This is a genomic window from Flavobacterium bizetiae (assembly GCF_902804475.1).
Taxonomy (GTDB): domain Bacteria; phylum Bacteroidota; class Bacteroidia; order Flavobacteriales; family Flavobacteriaceae; genus Flavobacterium; species Flavobacterium bizetiae.
Map to the genome: position 1 here is coordinate 1 of NZ_CADCSU010000106.1, position 16964 is coordinate 16964.

Below are 16964 nucleotides of genomic sequence, written 5' to 3' on the forward strand. Positions count from 1 at the left end.
TTTTTTTGATTCTTAAATTTTATCAAAAATTATTAGATTGTTTTTTACTATTTCTTTTAGAGGCTAATTTCAATAAAAAAATTAATCAAAAATTAAGAAAACTTCTTTAGACTTGTATTTTACTAGTTATCAATACAATCAGCTATAATTGAGTTTTTCTATCACTCAATATGATAATTTGCAGGCTTTATTTGTTGTTTCATTTTCTATATTTACAACTATTTAAATTAAGTCTAAATAATAATGATAAAATATTCTTCCTTTCTTATCCTGTTTTTTATGATAAGTTCGCTTTCTGCGCAGCAAGTTTCAAAAACAAATACAGCTACTACAAAAGATAAAAACATCAAAAGTCAGGACAGTATTCTACTTGATCATTCGGCAAATGATAACGAATTAAAAGAAATCGTAATTTCTGCATCAAGACAGGCAGAAGTTTTAAACGAAGTTCCTTCCTCGGTTACTTTGTTATCTAAAAAGCAAATACAACAACAACTTAGTATAAGTTCTAATCTTAGTGATATCCTGGGCGCATCTGTACCTGGCTTGGGATTTTCGACAAACAGAACTCAAAATTTGGGTCAGACTTTACGAGGCCGACGTGTGTTAGTTATGATTGACGGAATTCCTCAATCGACGCCGCTTAGAGATGGTGCCAAAGACATGCGTTCTCTTGATCCTACGGTTTTAGATCGTGTAGAAGTAATTAAAGGAGCGACTGCTATTTATGGTAATGGCGCAGATGGTGGTTTGATTAACTATATTACCAAAAAAGCAAATGTTGACAAAGCAATAAGCGGATCGACAGAGGCGGGAACTAATTTTTCTCTGGTAAAACCTAAAGGAACAGCGGGTTTCTTTGTGTCGCAGTTATTTACCGGAAAAGTAAATAAGTTTGATTATGTGGTAAGCGGGCGTTATGAAGAAACGGGATTGTATCGCGATGCGAAAGGACGCGTACTTTCTCCTGAATACGGAATGAACGATCTTAAAAACTGGAATGCTTTTGCTAAAATTGGGTATGATATCAATGCCAAAAACCGCATAGAGTTAATGTATAACTATTTTAATAGTACCCAACATACATATTATATCGCAAAAGCGGGAGTTTACGGCAACTTTGATTCGCCAACTACTGGTGTTAAAGGACAGCGTCCGGGAGAACCGGAAGGAACACCTTATAATCATAATGCAAGTTTGAGTTATACGGGCGAGAATTTAATTGGAAATACAGATGTTAATGCTACGCTTTACTTTCAGGATTACCTTACGCTAATTAATTATAGTGACTTTTTTGAAAATAACGGACAGCCGGCTACACAAAGTAAAAAACTGGGTTTTCGTTTGAATTTAAATACGCCGTATGAATTTAGTTCTTTGATTTCAGGTAATATAACGTACGGATTGGATATTCTTTCGGATATAACAGACACGCATCTTACTGATGGAAGATTGGTAATTCCGGAAATGAGTATGACGAATCTGGCTCCGTATTTTCAAATTAAAAACATGTTTGGACCAAATTTGGTATTAAAAACAGGCTTAAGACTTGAAAATGTTAATATTGACGTTCCGGATTATACCACTATTGGTATTCGTAATTACGTAAACGGAACGTATGTTGGCGGCGGAATCGCTGTAAATGGCGGAGCGCTTGATTTTAATGCGTTAATGTTCAATGCAGGATTGCGTTATACAAAATGGTCTTTGTTTAAACCTTTTGTAAGTTTTTCTCAAAGTTTCAGCGTTGCCGATTTAGGTTTGGTATTGCGTGCTGCAAAAGAAAACACTGTAAACAATACTTCGATAAAAGCGGTTACGGCCAATAACTACGAGTTTGGATTCTCCGGAGATTTTGAAAAATTTTCTTATGAAGGAGCTGTTTATTACAGTACTTCAAAACTAGGCGCTTCGTATGTTTATGTTGATGGAAATCCGCAAATTTCCCGTTCGCCTGAAAAAATTTATGGTTTTGAATTATCAGCAAAATATCGTCTTCATCCAAAACTTGATATTGGAGCCAATTATTCGTATACAGAAGGAAAACGTGAACTTGCAGACAAAAAAGTATATTTAGGAGGTGACCGTATCAATCCGCCAAAACTAACTGCTTACACCATTTTCAGACCTCTTGAAGACTGGTCGGTTTTTCTGCAAATGATCAACACATCAGGAAGAGATAAATTTGAACCCGTTAATGGCGCTTATACTTACGGAACAGGTCCTGTAAAATCATTCACGGCTTTTAATCTTTCGTCAAGTTATACTTTCAAAGAAAAAAGCACCATTCGTTTAGGAGTCGAAAATTTATTCAACAAAGATTATTATTCTGTTATTTCGCAATGGCAGTCTAATAATATGAATTACGTTAAAGAAAACGGTACACGCCTTACCATTAGTTTTGCACAGGCATTCTAATTTTTTCTATCCTTATAAATCAAAAGTCCTCAGCAAATTAAATTGACTGAGGACTTTTTGTTTCGAACTAACCAAGCTCTTTTATTTACGGCCAATATTTTTTTTTGGTGAACCAAAGGATCATTTTTCAATACCTAAACTACTATTAATCTTTTCGTTCAATTCTGTTCTCGCTTTTAAAACAAAAGTAATAGCAATGCTAATTACTACACATATCGAGATAAACAAGATTGCCAGTGTTACAAGAAGGCCTTTTAGTATTTTATAAAAATCCATTGTACTAAAGCAAACGAAGAGACAATCCTGCCTGAATTTGTTGACTATTTGCTTTAGATCCAAAATCGCTCACATCAGAAAAGCCCCATACATATCTGGCAAAAATAGTGACCGGTCTTATATTTACCTCGGCTCCGGCAACAAAGGCAAAATCAGTTTTCTTGAACAATTTTTTACTATTATTCAAAACCGTTTCATTACCGCTGGCCAGAAAACTAAACTGCGGACCCGCAACAACAGTAATCAGTCCTTCGCTGTTTAAACGCAGTAATACCGGCACACTAATATAGTTAAGCGTTTTGTCTTTTTTGAAAGCATCATTAAAAACATCCTTATAATTATCCGTGATTTTAGTATTTGTCTGATTGAATAATACTTCTCCCTGAATCCCTAAAAAATCTGTAAAATTGTAGTAAGCGAAACCACCCAATTGATAACCCAGCTCAAAATCACTATCAAAATTTTTACCATCTAATTTATTCAAATTTACTCCGCCTTTAACACCAACATGTACCTGGCTGTAACCTAATACCGATAGGAACAAAACGGTAGCTGTAATAATTTTTTTCATTTTTTAATCTCTTTTTTAATTTAGAACAATACGATCCCGTACTATTATTTTTTGTAGCCACGACAGATTTTAAAACCTGCCGTTTCTCTTTATTTCTTTGCGTAATTAGAGTATTCTGTAATCGTTTTTACGTTTGTTGCCTGTCCTATAAATTTAGCTTCCATATTAAGATTTTCATTTACAGGAACATATTGTCTCGCATCGTCGTTCCATTTGTATTTTACCACAATGTCAAATTTATCTGCAGTAAGAATATTAACCTTTACCGGCTTTTCATTTAGCGTTTCTATTTGGTCCAGTTTCTTAGTTTTAAGATTGATGGTCATATAAAATCGACAATCTTTTACGAAAGCATTTTCTTTAGTAAGAGCACCCGTTTCTACTTTATAGCTAATAACCAACTGATCAGGAGTTTCTTTTTCAATCTTGTAACTTGTCTCATCTGTAGGAGGCGTTGGCGAAGTTTTGCTTTGGTTCTTTCTAAAAGAATTTGTTGCTGATTTAGAAGGCGATTTCCCGTCTATAGAAACCACACTCCATTGCTCTGGTCCGGAAGCAGACGGATCGAATTTGGCAATCGTTACAGCTTCGCTCGCACTCGTTATGATGGTTTGTTTAAAATCGAAAGCAAGATTATCAGGTCGTTTTGTTTTCTCCGGATTCAAAATGCTGGAATCGATTCCGTATTTAAAAAAGGCATCTAATACCTTCGATTTTTGTGCAGAAGCCATAGAACTAAAAAGCATCATAAAAAGAAAAATTACTGCATTTTTTTTATACTGCTGTAATTGCGCATTCGTTTTTGCATTACAGAAATCTTCTTGTGTCATTACCATTGTTTTTTTCATTGTTTTAGATTATTTGTTATAATTTATGGTGCAAAAATATTCGCCGTCTAGCCCTTTTCCGAGGATTTATTAAGTGAACTGACGAATCTGTACGGTGAACCGTCAATTTGATCTGTTGAATTAAAAACCGAACCCTGTTTCAAATCAAAAACCCTTATAAACAGCGACTTCACATCACAAAAAATAAAAACCCAATACTCAAAAAAAACTTTTATTTCGGCTAAAACTCCATCAAAATTCTTTTATTTGCAGACTCAAAAAGAAATCATCCCACTTTTGATCTCTCATAAAAAACAATCTTGTGAATCGTACCGAAGAAATAACTGGTCCTGTAGAAAAGAGCTACCAAAAGAGTCTGCTTCTTTTTACGTTCTTATTTTTAGGCTCTTACTCGACCCTATTTATCTTATTCCCTTTTTCGTACTGGCGGGATTATTTTAACTTACCATCACATTTAATGCTGTTGGATGTACTAACCAATATCATTTTCTGCGCTATCATATTAATTGTAAGCCTTTTTATCGACAGGGTTTTAAACAGGAAAATATCCTGGATGGTAAATCCTGTAAAACGACTCATCATTCAGATAATATTTCAAAGCTTTGGCGCATTGCTCGTAATTATTGGTTTATGTATTATCTATTATATGTATGGAGAGTATCTAACCGTGACTCCCCCAGTTAAAATAGGTTTGCGGGAAACATTTTATACCATTATTTCGATCATATTGTGGGCATTAATGGTAAGCGCCCTTAATACGGGTGATTTTTTATTAAAAAACTGGAAAAACGCCACCATAAAAGCCGCAGAATACAAAGTAAAAGCAGCCGAGAGCAAACAAATAGCAGCCGAAATAGAACTGCAAGCCCTTAAATTACAGCTCGATCCGCATTTTGTTTTTAATAACCTTAGCGTACTTTCAGAACTGATACTTAAAGATCAGCAGTTAGGACATGAATACACCGAAAACTTTGCAAAAGTCTATCGCTATTTATTAATCAATTCCAAAAAGAAACTCGTTCATTTACACGAAGAATTACATTTTCTTCACGCTTATCTTTTTCTAATTGAGAACCGTATGGGAGATGGCTGTACTTTTCATATCGATATCGACAAATCGAAACTCAACATGCAGATTCCGCCAATTACACTTCAGCTTTTTATTGAAAACGCGCTGAAACATAACCGTACCGAAGAAGAAAACCCATTAGTCGTTCAGATTTATTCTAATGATAACGACGAATTAGTAGTATCAAATACTATTTTACCACTGATAAAAAAAGCGCCTTCGACACAAATTGGACTAAAAAATATCATCCATCGTTATGCCTTATTAAGCGATCGAAAAGTGGCTATAGAAAATAATAAGGAAACTTTTACCATAAAAGTACCGCTCATCAAATGAATACAATAAACAAAATATTAATCCTTGAGGACGAAAAACTCAACTCGGAAAGAATCAAACGTTTGATACTCAAAATAAGACCCGACGTCGAAATTGTTGGCGTTCTGGCGAGTGTAAAAAATACCGTTTCCTGGTTGTCCCAAAATCAGGCTCCGGACCTTATCCTTATGGATGTGCAATTGGCCGATGGACTGAGTTTTGAAATTTTTAATCTCACCGATCTTACCTGCCCTATTATATTTACCACAGCTTATGACGAATATGCCATTAAAGCCTTTAAATACAATAGTGTCGACTATTTGCTTAAACCAATTGAAAAAGACGAACTTGAAGCAGCCATACTCAAATTAGAAAACGCATTACAACAATCTGCAAGTCCTAAATCTCAGATCGAAGAACTACTTGCCTATATGCAGCCCAAAGAATACAGAAACCGTTTTCTAATACCTTACCGGGACGGTTTTAGAAAAATTGATGTAGAAGATATTGCCTGTTTTTACTCCAACCTGAATATTAATTACGCTTATTTATTCAATGGCGAAGAAGTTGTGGTACCGCATACGCTCGAAGCCCTTGAACAGGAACTCAATCCTAAAAGCTTTTTCAGGGCCAATCGCCAGTATATCATCCATATCAATGCTATCGAAAAAGTCAATAATTACTTTAACGGAAAATTACAACTCAAAATAAAACACAGTAAAGACGAAGCCGTTATTGTAAGCAGAACAAAAGCTTCTTTACTGAAATTGTGGTTAGATTATTAAGCACTATTATTACTTAAAGAAAATCATTTCATAAAAAAAACTTTTTAGTTGTATAAAAATCAATACATTTGTTGCTCATCAAAAACAAAATGAAAAACATAATTAACATCTCTATTATTAGCCTTATTATCATTCGATAATGAGCAGGGATGTTATATAAATAAGTACACAGATACACTATAAAACCTCCCAATTTGGGAGGTTTTTTTGTTTAAAACAGATATGAAAAATTCAGTACAAATTATTATTAGCACGATTATTATTATTCCTCATTTATGACGGGACAGGATTTTATTGTGCAATAACAAAAACCTTTCTCAGTCAAAACGAGGAAGGTTTTTTTATTTCTAAAAACCACTAATCATCAATATTTCAAACAATTAATAAGCTTTCAAATGAAACAAGAATATACTTTAACAGCCTACACAGAAGATCAAATGGGATTAATACATCAACTCACCGTGATCCTTTCCCGACGAAAAATAAGTCTCGTAACGCTTAATATTTCTACCTGCGAAATCGATCAAATGTATCGGTTTACCTTTGTTCTCAATGAAACTTTCGAAATCGTCAGAAACATAGCTCTTCAAATCGAAAAAATCATCGAAGTTTTTAAATGTTATTACAATACAAACGATCAAATCGTCTGGAAACAAATGGCATTGTTTAAAATAAAAACTTCGGGAATGATGCACCCGGAAAATATCGATGGGTTGTTTAAAAAATACAACGCCAGATACATTATCATCGAAAAAGACTATACCGTTTTTGAAGTCACAGGACAAGAAGACGAGATCAATACTCTGGCTCTTGAATTGAACAAATTTGAGTTAATCGAATTTATAAAAAGTGCCAGAATTGCCGTTGCCATGAACAACGAATCCTTTCAGCCAGAATCAATTATGGATTAACAATCTGATCATACGGAAGATTAAAAGAACCCTCAGTAATACTTATTGTCTTTCCTGAAGATACATTTCGAACCATTCCTTCAAATGTGCCTTTAATACCCGTTTTGCTAATAGATTCAATTTTTGCCGTAAAAACATCATCGCCAATAGCAGTATTGTAAAGTATCGTTCCGTCTGGAGTCTGAATCGCGTATCGCGCAATCATTTCCAGTTCACCCGGAGTCGAATAAGTACCTGGAGTAATGTTGCCGCCTACTTTCCAGATTTCAAAATCTAATGATGGCGGCAATTGCTCACCAGCTTTAGTAGGATGCGGTCCGTCAAATCCTCCAAGTACAATCATTTCAAAACGGTTGTCATTACCTCCGCCCTGAAATTTTGCAGTACGAAAATCTATCTTTTTACCATCTAAACTTGCTCTGAAATAATAGTCGGATTGCTTGTCTGATCCGCCATTATCATCACTCGAACAAGCACTAAACAAAAGGATAAATGCCGATATATAAAATAGATTTTGTAGTACTCCTGAAGCTTTGTTTTTTAAAGAACGATTGCTGTTTCTGTTGTTTTTCATTATAATACGTTTTGATTAACAACAAATTTACTCACGCTCTATTCCTTATGCAATACCTGATTTCATGGTAATTTCTTGCTACTTATTTTTAACCGCAAAGCGCGCTAAGATTTTATTACTTTGGTTTTACTAAACACAGAGTTCGCAAAGCTTTGGGTGTAACTTTGCGAACTTTGCGTAATCCTTAGCGTGCTTTGCGGTTAGGTAACTTTGCAGTAAAAAATTAACCGCAAAGCACACAAAGAAATTATTACATTCTTTAAGAAAACACAAAGTTCGCAAAGCTTTATCTTTAACTTTGCGTAAACCTAAGCGTGCTTTGCGGTTAGGTAACTTTACAGTAAAAAATAACCGCAAAATAACCACAATCTTGTCATCCTGACGGAGGAAGGATCACACTCGTACATCGACAAAGATTGGCGATTCTCTTTGCGCAATTTCCAGTGTGATTTCTCCCTTCGGTCGAAATGACAAAAATGAGAGTACTTTAAACATAATATCTCATTTTTCAATGAAAAGCTTTGCCCTTACAAGGAACATTAATTTACCGTGTATTTTTTCGTATTTTTGTATCAATTCAATACTAACCCATGAAACGTTCCGGTACAGCAGATCTTCCATTACATTATGGACATGTTCCTTTATGGCTTGCCGAACGCATGTCTAAACTTGGTCTTGCCATTGTCGAAACAATCGCAATGGAATTTTCTACTTCAGAAGTCATAAGTAAACTAAGCAATCCTTTTTGGTTTCAGAGTTTTGGCGCCGTAATGGGAATGGACTGGCATTCCTCCGGAATTACCACTTCGGTACTCGGAGCATTAAAGAAATCTGTTAATCCGCATTCGAAAGAACTTGGTATTTATATCTGCGGAGGAAAAGGCAAACATTCTATGCTTACACCACAGGAACTTTTATTTGTGGGCGAAAAAACGGGACTTGACGGCATCAATCTTGCCAATTGCAGCAGACTTACGGCTAAAGTTGACAACACGGCTATTCAGGACGGATTTCAATTGTATCAACATAATTTTATTGTAGATAATAAAGGACAATGGGCTGTTATTCAGCAAGGAATGAATCCAAATTCTAAAACTGCCAGAAGATACCATTGGCATTCACAGGATTTAAAGTCTTTTGTAGAAGAACCTCACACTTTTATTTATGGCGAAAATCAAGGCACGATTTTAAATCTTACTGCTCAGACGGCTGCAAAATCAAGAGAAGGTATTTTAGAATTAGCAAAAGAATCTCCGGCTAAAATCATGAAAGAAATGCAATATCTTTCGATGCCTGCACATCACGACGTGAGGATAGAAGATGTGAATATGAAAAGACTGGGCGCTATGCTTTGGGCCACTCATGAAAACAAACCCGAAGATTTTGAAGAACTGTTGCTTTTAAAAGGAATGGGACCAAGAGCTTTGCAATCACTGGCATTGGTGAGCGAAGTGATTTACGGCACTCCTACCCGATTTGAAGATCCTGCACGTTTTTCATTTGCACACGGAGGAAAAGACGGACATCCGTTTCCTGTTCCCGTAAAAATCTACGACGAAACAATCGATACTTTGCAAAGAGCCATTCATCGCGCTAAAATTGGCAACAATGACAAAATAGATGCAATTCGCAAATTATCTGAAATCTCACGAAAAGCCGAAGAAAGCTTTACGCCCAATACCAATTTTGATGCGCTCGTGCAAAGAGAACGCGACGAATCGCACAAATACGGTGGAAGAACTGTTTTTGGCGATGCAAAACCTCCAAAAAAGAAACCTTTCAATCCTGGTAATCAACTCGAATTGTTTTAAGAATCAGACTATAATCCAAATAAAAACGTCTCAAATTTAGGGTTTGAGACGTTTTTATTTTTTATTTTTTTTCTTCATTATTCAACTTATCGTTGAAATCTGGTTTTTCACCTTTAAATTTGTGTGTATCAACATCATAATTTTCATCGTTTGTTAAAACTTCATCATGATCCTTATATTGATGTTTTCTCGTATCACTGCGATTGTCAGTACCACTTTGCTTAGCAGTATTCTGATTTTGATTATTTGTTTTCATGTGCTGCATTTTTAAGTTATCATAAAATTACTTAAAAGACTATCTACAAGACTTATACAATCGTTGCTAAAAGTTATAAAATCTCCCTGTTAATTTAAAATTCTACAACAAATTCAAAGCATCGGCCGTTCGTACTGCTTCGATAGAATTACTTACATTCAGTTTTTCGAGGATATTCTGCCTGTGTCGGTTTACTGTATTAATGCTTATATTGAGTTGATCGGCAATTTCTTTACTAATAACACCTTTGCCTATTAATACCAAAACTTCCTTTTCACGCGACGTTAGCAAATTGATACAATTTACATACGTATCAACATAAACACTTTCTCCCGTTTTAGTATTAATAATTTTTCCGTCGATGCCCGTTACCGTTTCTTTTTTCTCAAATAAATAATTATAGACACAAACCGCCAGCCATAAACCACCTTCGGAACTGTTTTTAAGATAAAAACTGCGGTGCAAAATACGCTGATACTCCTTTTTACTGTTCAGCGTTCTGATTTTGCATTTAGTTGCATAATGCAGTCTTTCGTCTGGTTCGACCGTTTTTAGAAAATTAAAAAACTCTAATTCTAAAAGATTCCTTTCAAAAAGATCATCCGGATGAATGCGCTGATAAATATCTTCTTCCCAAATAGAATCAATGGTTAGATATCCGGAAGTATCCATTTCGAAAAAACTCCCAAAATCACCTGTAAAAATATAACTTTTGTTATCGGCCAGATCTGACAACACGGCTACCGAATGATCGATTCTGACAAACTCTTTCATGGTTTGAACAGCCTCATCCAAAGCTTGTTTGCGCTTGTCCGGGCCGTCTATAAATTCAGATGAAAATTGATCTTCTAATTTGGAAATGGGATTCATAACAGTAATTCATTTTTTCTAATAGCATTGCATTACCATAGCGCGTTAAAAGTAGAAAATTATTTCGTTAAACCTCAAAATGGTTATAAATAACTATTGCTGTACAAATAACGAATTGCCTTCTTTGTAAATTATTAATAAAATTCAAAAAAATTAAAGAAATCATGAAGAGAATGCACTTGGCTCTTATCCTTATAGGTATTATGACGGTAAAGGGAAATGCTCAAAAATTAAGCGCAATGAACTGGCTGAATGAGCCGACAGAATGGGAAATAAAAGACAATAAACTCACCATGCAGGTTACGCCCCAGTCTGATTACTGGAACAAAAGCCACTACGGATTTACAGTAAACGACGGACCATTTTTATATACCGAAAGAAGCGGCGAGTTTGAAACTGTTGTAAAAATGAGCGCGGTTTACAAAACCAGATTCGATCAGATTTGCCTGATGCTGCGAATTGATGAAAACAATTACATCAAAACCGGTGTTGAATATGTAGACGGAATTTATAACATTAGTACCGTACATACCATCGATAAAAGTTCGTGGAGTGTATTGGGATTAAAAGAAAAACCAAAAAATGTATGGATGAAAGCCGTACGTAAACTAGATGCTGTAGAAATTTTTTATTCTATCGATGGTATCAATTATACGATGACCAATACCGTATATTTTCCGGAGCATAAAACAATACAAGTGGGTATGATGGCAGCAAGTCCTGACGGAAAAGGTTTTACAGCGACATTCGAAGATTTTAAAATTACGCACCTTCCGGATCAAAGACGTTTAGAGTGGTTGAAAAACAATCAGTAAAATTATGTAACATTTATAAAAATATGTCGTCTCTTCTATTGTACTCTTAACCAAAACCTAACCGGGCAGTAAAATAACCATCTAATCATGAATTTTAAATTAATATTATACATCATATTAACCATCGTTGCTCTTTGCCAAAAGGCATTTTGCCAGCAAATACAAGCCCCTTTGATTCATGAATCGATAAAAATCGAAACAGATAACATTTTTAGCAAGCTCGTTGACATTAGAAGAGACTTACATGAAAATCCGGAATTAGCCGGAAATGAAGTACGCACCCAACAAAAAATCAAACAATATTTACTGGATCTTGGACTTGAAGTCGAAACCAATACTTATGGTCATGGCGTTATTGGGATTTTGAAAGGTGCCAAAAAAGGAAAAAACATTGCCTGGCGCGCGGACATGGATGCACTCCCAAATGACTTTGCCGACAATGTTGATTTTAAATCTAAAACAAAAGGTATTCAGCATGGCTGTGGTCACGACGTGCATATGGCAATTGCGTTAGGAATCGCCGATGTACTTTCAAAAAATAAAAAAGACTTAAAAGGAACCGTTTATTTTATATTTCAGCCTGAAGAAGAAACATTTGTGGGAGCAAAAAACATGCTCACCAACGGTTTATTGGCAAAAATACATCTGGATGAAATTTACGGATTTCATATCACCGCATTGCCAACAGGTCAGATAATGGTCAAGCCAAATGAAATGTTTGCTTACCAAAAAATGATACAAATTAAATTTAAAGAAGAACTCACAAAAGAGCAAACCAAAGAACTCTCAAAAAGTATTCACGATGCTTTATCGCGATTTGCAGCAGGAACCAAACCGTGGGAAATACAAGGCATGCTTGACCCAAAAATTGGACTTTCTAATCCTAATACCATCTTTAAAGATTATTCATTTATGGATGGAAATTTTTCTTTCCGTTCTAAAAATAATGAAGTTATTTGGGAGGCTTATTTGTACGAAACAAATGTCTCGAACGTAAAAAACATTATTCCGAAAGTGAAACAAGTGATAACATCGGCCAATTTACAGCAACAATTGCTTTCGGTTTCATTTGTACAGGAAAATCCAACCGTTCTTAATGATAAAAAATTAACCGAAAGCGCCATAAAAACACTTAATACTATTTATGGTAAAGGATTCGTGGTAAACGATTATGGTCAGGTTCCGTATTTTAATGATGATTTTGCTTATTTTCAGCAAAAAATTCCGGGTGTTTATTTTTTTCTGGGAGGTTCTAACTTCGAAAAAGGAATCATTGCGATGAATCACGCTCCAAATTTTGCCATTGATGAAGAATGCATCAAAACAGGAGTCAGAAGTTTTTCTTCTTTAATTTTCGAAAAAGCAAATGGAAATTAAAACGCAAAACAAGTAACATGAAAAGCAAACAGTTAATGTACAGTTTAGTCAAAATGACGACTACATTTCATAAAAAGATAAAAATCATGAGAGATAAAGATCGGTTTCTGCACGCTTTAATAAAAAGTAACGGCCATCATAATGTAATAGATCTTGGCGCACAAATTGGACTTGATGAAACCGCTACAATGGAAGTCGTTGCACAACTTCTCGCCGAATTTAAAATAGAATATGCCTTAAACGGAGTTTGCGACTACAGCTTAATGAGAAGTCAAAACAGGGCTAAAAAATATACTAATTAAAACAAATAGAAACATAGATTACTTTATAAAGAAAGGAAGTAGAAATACATTTCTTCACATAGAAACTATGTTTTTTTATATCAATGAAATGCCTTTTTTAGACAAACAAAAGCTATGTTTCTATGTGTTTAAAATAAAGATCACCTCAATCTATTTCATTTTTAATTTTTAATTTTTCACCAAACTCACATCATCAACATAACAAAATGCATTGGCTTTTCCTTCGGCCAGAAAACCAACTTCGGCCTTTCCTCCTTTTACAGGAATGTTTGTAATGCTAATGGTTTTCCAGGAATCATTTTTTTCTTTGATCGCGTATTGCAGCTTTTTTCCATTACTTAAAACATACATTTCAAGATTGGTAAAACCCTCGCTGTTTTTTATTTTGGCAGTTAAAGTATACAAGCCATTTTCGAGTTTTATGTAAGGCGAAGAAGTAATCGTTTGGAATGTTTTTCGCTTAAAATTAACTTTATCACTAATATTCAGGCTCTTTTCGCCAATAACAACTTTCCGTTCGCTTTGCGTATTAAAATGATTTAAAACCGGCGAATTAATGCTGTCTAATCCTATTGTGTTTCCTTCCAGAACTTCACTTGCCCAGCCTGTTAATTGTATTTGCACTGGTTTTACAGGACTCGGAATGTGTCTTCGATCCGCTTCGAAACTGCCGTTTTTAATGTAATTATTATCATCTGCTACTTTCCATATACCCGTTTTTTCTTCGAGATTCCACGAACTTACCGAATTGAAATAAGGCACTTTACCATCAAATGAAAGCGGACACCACTGGTTGTACCCTAATCCGTTTCCGGCAAAATTAGCCCATCTATCACCACAAAAAACTATAGTTTCCTGCTTGTTTCCTTTTACAGAAAAGAAAAATCCGGTTTGCGAAATATGCGCAAAATCTTCAGAAGCGCCGTTCATGACCAACATATCGTTTACAGGCACATAAGGTCCTCTAATATCATCGGCCGTCAGGTAATACGCAAACGAAGCATCCCAACCGTAAATATTCGAGGCAAACATATAATATTTGTTATTGTACTTAAAAAGGCAATTTCCCTCACGGCTTTCACCTTTAAAAACCTCCGTACAATCTAATAAATTGATTTTTCCGTCTTTAATGCCAATTTCCGAAACGTATATCTTGTTTCTGCCTCTTCCGTACGAATAAATAAGATATGATTTTCCTGTATCTTCGTCTGTAAATACCGTTTGATCGCCCGTATTGCTGGTTCCGATCATTTTCTCCATATTTATTTTCTGATGCCATTCGAACTGACCCGTTGGAGAATCTGAAACCGTTATTAATACCTCTTTGTCATGCTGAACAAACATGGCATATTTGTTCCATTCTTTAATATAGGCCACGCCCAAACGGCCCACCCAGGTTTTACCATTTTGATTTACTTTTTCTTTCTTTAAAACATCGTCTTCAAAAACCCAATTCACTAAATCAACAGAACTATAACACGTAACCGATTCAAAAGTAGCATTGGGCAAAGTCACGGACGGATCGTTACGATACGTATCCGCTTCGGCATAATGAACGCCGTACCAATAATATTTTTGTTTTCCTGTAATAAGATCAGGAAATTTAAAGATACCTCCACCTTGGCTATTAATTGGCTTTCCGTCTTTTGTAGTACGGAAAACATCATTTTTAATATTTAACAATTGTGCCTGAACATTATAAACATTACAGAAGTTCATAATACAATACAGAAACGTTATTGTTTTTATAGAAAAGTTTCTTTTGATTTTCATTTTTCCAGCGTTTTATTAAAATAGCAATTCTAACCCAATCAATTTTTAGCGACAAAATTCACCACATTTTCATGAATGGATTTTTCGCCTGAAACCTTGTCGGCACTCACATTCGTAAGGAAAATATTTTCTATCGGAAGTTCTTTTTGTCCTAAAATCCTTGAAACAAATTTTACATTCGTTGCTTTTATATTTTCGAGATACACGTTTTTTATTGGCGTCAGTCGGCGTTCAATTGTTGGGACTAAATCTCTCCATTGGTACAAAACATCCGTTTCGATTCCCAGAATTCCTTCATCTATTTTACCTGACGTTATGTTGCTCATGTAAATATTCTTTACGTAACCGCCTCTTCGCTCGTTGGTTTTTATAAATAACAAATGATTCAGTTTTGCGCCATCCACGACAGTGCAATTATCAATAAATACATTTTCAATTCCGCCCGAAAGTTCGCTTCCAATAGCCACCAGCTGATGTCCGTTTTTAACAACACAATTGCGCATAACGATATTTTTAGAAGGCGTATTCAATCGCCAGGCATCCTGATTGCTTCCGGATTTTATGGCAATGGCATCATCGCCCTGATCAAAAACACAGTTTTCAATTAATACATTCTGACTCATTTCAGGATCTACACCATCGTTATTGTGTCCATGCGCGTATACTTTTAGATTTCTAAGCACCACATCTTTAGACAAAAAAGGATGAATCGTCCAGAACGGACTGTTGGTAATCGTGACGCCATCCATCAAAATATTTTCGCAACGATTGAACTGAATGAACTGCGGACGAAAATGCGCCGAATCATTGACCATTTGCCTCTCTTTCATAGGTTTATTGTACGAAGCCAGATAATACAAACGTTTCAGGCTTTCCATGTGCGGTTTTGGGCGGGCAAACCATTCTTTCCAAACGTCCATTTTTGCTTTTAGTTCGCCTTCTCCAGTAATCGCAATGTTTTTGCATTGGTACGCATAAATCAAAGGCGAATAATTATAACATTCATATCCTTCCCAGGTAGAGCGAACGGCTGGCAAATAATCGTTGGGATCTTCAGAAAACAGTAAAACTGCGCCTTTTTTTAAGTGAAGATTGACATTGCTTTTAAAGTGAATTTTCTTAGTAAGCCATTCTCCTTCCGGAATGACAACAATGCCCCCTCCTGCTTTATTCGCTTTGGCTATAGCCTTACTAATCGCTTCTGAAGTTTTTTCTTTATTGCCTTTAATAGCTCCAAAATCTACAATTGAAAATTCTTTGCATTTACTAAAATCAGGAATTTTGATCGCAGGCATTTCAAAAGGAGTTTTGACCACAACTTCGGTTTGAGTTACAGCAGAAGGACCTTTTTTGAAGGATAAAAAAATAAGCGAAGATAAAAGACAGCAACAAAACGTTATTTTTTTCATGATGAGTTTTATTTTTTTTAATTAATTATTTGTCTTAACACATAGAATCTATGATTCTATGTGTTAAATCAAAACTATAGTTGATATCCCGATAAAGGATTAAAATTTAAAATCTGCTCAATCTGCAACCCGAGCGATAGCGAACAGGCGAAGAAAATCTGCGAGAAAAAATACTTAACATGTTTATTTAATTTTAAAATCAACATGAATAATTAAATATCACACTTACTAAAAAATATAACGCCCGAAGGATATCGGGCGTTAGACCACAAAAAACCACTTTTGCTTTAAACAAACTTAAAAACTTAAACAATCTATCTTTATGGCCTATTGATAAATAAGGCGCTGTAATTTTTACGGATAAAGTACCCTTTATACAAAAGCGTTTTGGCTTACTGTGATAATTTGGTTTTGTAAAATAATACAATGAAAAAAAGAAAACTGTCCTGTACTATCCTTTATTATTTATTAAAAATTAGAGATTACATCAAATAAACCATCAAATTGCAAAAGTTTATTTTAGGAATAACCATTTTTACGATTGATTTCACAATGTGGTTTTGAGTTGTGGGTAGGGGCTAGGT

The 16964-nt window shown here is 35.1% G+C and carries 15 protein-coding genes; 8 read left to right on the plus strand and 7 right to left on the minus strand.

Features of this window, described 5'->3' with window-relative positions; genetic code table 11:
- Positions 1-279: 279 nt before the first annotated feature.
- The gene (locus FLACOL7796_RS14355) at positions 280-2418 is read left to right on the plus strand and encodes a TonB-dependent receptor (protein ID WP_173971453.1); all 2139 of its coding nucleotides are present in this window, start codon (positions 280-282) and stop codon (positions 2416-2418) included.
- A 280-nt stretch (positions 2419-2698) separates the two neighbouring features.
- On the opposite strand, the gene FLACOL7796_RS14360 is transcribed toward FLACOL7796_RS14355, so the two are convergent.
- A complete protein-coding gene (locus tag FLACOL7796_RS14360) occupies positions 2699-3265 on the minus strand; it encodes a porin family protein (protein ID WP_173971454.1) in 567 nt (188 codons plus the stop codon).
- Between the two features lie 89 nt (positions 3266-3354).
- Complete coding sequence (locus FLACOL7796_RS14365; RefSeq protein ID WP_173971455.1) at positions 3355-4113, minus strand: hypothetical protein; 759 nt, start codon at positions 4111-4113, stop codon at positions 3355-3357.
- A 301-nt stretch (positions 4114-4414) separates the two neighbouring features.
- Here FLACOL7796_RS14365 and FLACOL7796_RS14370 point away from each other — a divergent pair, with 301 nt between their 5' ends.
- The 3 genes from FLACOL7796_RS14370 to ilvN all read left to right on the plus strand — a co-directional run bounded on the left by FLACOL7796_RS14370 (position 4415) and on the right by ilvN (position 7193).
- Positions 4415-5518 (plus strand): sensor histidine kinase, encoded by a 1104-nt coding sequence (locus FLACOL7796_RS14370; RefSeq protein ID WP_173971456.1) that lies wholly within the window; start codon positions 4415-4417, stop codon positions 5516-5518.
- Positions 5515-6282, plus strand: a complete 768-nt coding sequence (locus FLACOL7796_RS14375; RefSeq protein ID WP_173971457.1) for a LytR/AlgR family response regulator transcription factor — start codon at positions 5515-5517, stop codon at positions 6280-6282. The genes FLACOL7796_RS14370 and FLACOL7796_RS14375 overlap by 4 nt, the downstream gene beginning before the upstream one ends.
- Before the next feature lie 395 nt (positions 6283-6677).
- Entirely contained in the window at positions 6678-7193 is a 516-nt protein-coding gene (gene ilvN / locus FLACOL7796_RS14380; RefSeq protein ID WP_173971458.1) for an acetolactate synthase small subunit, read from the plus strand.
- Here the strand turns inward: ilvN and FLACOL7796_RS14385 are convergent.
- On the minus strand, positions 7183-7767 hold the full coding sequence (locus FLACOL7796_RS14385; RefSeq protein WP_173971459.1) for a hypothetical protein: 585 nt from the start codon (positions 7765-7767) through the stop codon (positions 7183-7185). The two genes, ilvN and FLACOL7796_RS14385, sit on opposite strands and share 11 nt — an antisense overlap.
- Before the next feature lie 590 nt (positions 7768-8357).
- Here FLACOL7796_RS14385 and FLACOL7796_RS14390 point away from each other — a divergent pair.
- Entirely contained in the window at positions 8358-9578 is a 1221-nt protein-coding gene (locus tag FLACOL7796_RS14390; protein WP_173971460.1) for a DUF763 domain-containing protein, read from the plus strand.
- 61 nt (positions 9579-9639) lie between these two features.
- Here the strand turns inward: FLACOL7796_RS14390 and FLACOL7796_RS14395 are convergent, their stop codons facing one another.
- Both FLACOL7796_RS14395 and FLACOL7796_RS14400 read right to left on the minus strand, forming a co-directional pair.
- Complete coding sequence (locus tag FLACOL7796_RS14395; RefSeq protein WP_173971461.1) at positions 9640-9834, minus strand: hypothetical protein; 195 nt, start codon at positions 9832-9834, stop codon at positions 9640-9642.
- Positions 9835-9936: 102 nt separating this feature from the next.
- Positions 9937-10704: a helix-turn-helix transcriptional regulator gene (locus FLACOL7796_RS14400; RefSeq protein ID WP_173971462.1), complete on the minus strand. Its 768-nt coding sequence runs from the start codon at positions 10702-10704 to the stop codon at positions 9937-9939.
- A gap of 164 nt (positions 10705-10868) precedes the next feature.
- Here FLACOL7796_RS14400 and FLACOL7796_RS14405 point away from each other — a divergent pair, with 164 nt between their 5' ends.
- The 3 genes from FLACOL7796_RS14405 to FLACOL7796_RS14415 all read left to right on the plus strand — a co-directional run bounded on the left by FLACOL7796_RS14405 (position 10869) and on the right by FLACOL7796_RS14415 (position 13198).
- A complete protein-coding gene (locus FLACOL7796_RS14405; protein WP_173971463.1) occupies positions 10869-11519 on the plus strand; it encodes a DUF1349 domain-containing protein in 651 nt (216 codons plus the stop codon).
- Between the two features lie 87 nt (positions 11520-11606).
- On the plus strand, positions 11607-12896 hold the full coding sequence (locus FLACOL7796_RS14410) for a M20 metallopeptidase family protein (protein WP_173971464.1): 1290 nt from the start codon (positions 11607-11609) through the stop codon (positions 12894-12896).
- 17 nt (positions 12897-12913) lie between these two features.
- Positions 12914-13198 carry a hypothetical protein gene (locus tag FLACOL7796_RS14415; protein ID WP_197913328.1) on the plus strand — a complete coding sequence of 95 codons (285 nt, stop codon included), beginning with the start codon at positions 12914-12916 and terminating at the stop codon, positions 13196-13198.
- 168 nt (positions 13199-13366) lie between these two features.
- Here the strand turns inward: FLACOL7796_RS14415 and FLACOL7796_RS14420 are convergent, their stop codons facing one another.
- Together FLACOL7796_RS14420 and FLACOL7796_RS14425 are read right to left on the minus strand one after the other, a co-directional pair.
- Positions 13367-14971, minus strand: a complete 1605-nt coding sequence (locus FLACOL7796_RS14420) for a family 43 glycosylhydrolase (protein WP_173971465.1) — start codon at positions 14969-14971, stop codon at positions 13367-13369.
- 38 nt (positions 14972-15009) lie between these two features.
- Positions 15010-16380 carry a glycoside hydrolase family 28 protein gene (locus FLACOL7796_RS14425; protein ID WP_173971466.1) on the minus strand — a complete coding sequence of 457 codons (1371 nt, stop codon included), beginning with the start codon at positions 16378-16380 and terminating at the stop codon, positions 15010-15012.
- Positions 16381-16964: the final 584 nt, after the last annotated feature.

Coding starts and splice junctions, on each gene's coding strand:
- FLACOL7796_RS14400 (WP_173971462.1), bottom strand. CDS start 10,704: ATGAATCCCATTTCCAAATTAGAAGATCAATTTTCATCTGAATTTATA.
- FLACOL7796_RS14420 (WP_173971465.1), bottom strand. CDS start 14,971: ATGAAAATCAAAAGAAACTTTTCTATAAAAACAATAACGTTTCTGTAT.
- FLACOL7796_RS14365 (WP_173971455.1), bottom strand. CDS start 4,113: ATGAAAAAAACAATGGTAATGACACAAGAAGATTTCTGTAATGCAAAA.
- FLACOL7796_RS14410 (WP_173971464.1), top strand. CDS start 11,607: ATGAATTTTAAATTAATATTATACATCATATTAACCATCGTTGCTCTT.
- FLACOL7796_RS14415 (WP_197913328.1), top strand. CDS start 12,914: ATGAAAAGCAAACAGTTAATGTACAGTTTAGTCAAAATGACGACTACA.
- FLACOL7796_RS14360 (WP_173971454.1), bottom strand. CDS start 3,265: ATGAAAAAAATTATTACAGCTACCGTTTTGTTCCTATCGGTATTAGGT.
- FLACOL7796_RS14390 (WP_173971460.1), top strand. CDS start 8,358: ATGAAACGTTCCGGTACAGCAGATCTTCCATTACATTATGGACATGTT.
- ilvN (WP_173971458.1), top strand. CDS start 6,678: ATGAAACAAGAATATACTTTAACAGCCTACACAGAAGATCAAATGGGA.
- FLACOL7796_RS14375 (WP_173971457.1), top strand. CDS start 5,515: ATGAATACAATAAACAAAATATTAATCCTTGAGGACGAAAAACTCAAC.
- FLACOL7796_RS14385 (WP_173971459.1), bottom strand. CDS start 7,767: ATGAAAAACAACAGAAACAGCAATCGTTCTTTAAAAAACAAAGCTTCA.
- FLACOL7796_RS14425 (WP_173971466.1), bottom strand. CDS start 16,380: ATGAAAAAAATAACGTTTTGTTGCTGTCTTTTATCTTCGCTTATTTTT.
- FLACOL7796_RS14355 (WP_173971453.1), top strand. CDS start 280: ATGATAAGTTCGCTTTCTGCGCAGCAAGTTTCAAAAACAAATACAGCT.
- FLACOL7796_RS14405 (WP_173971463.1), top strand. CDS start 10,869: ATGAAGAGAATGCACTTGGCTCTTATCCTTATAGGTATTATGACGGTA.
- FLACOL7796_RS14395 (WP_173971461.1), bottom strand. CDS start 9,834: ATGAAAACAAATAATCAAAATCAGAATACTGCTAAGCAAAGTGGTACT.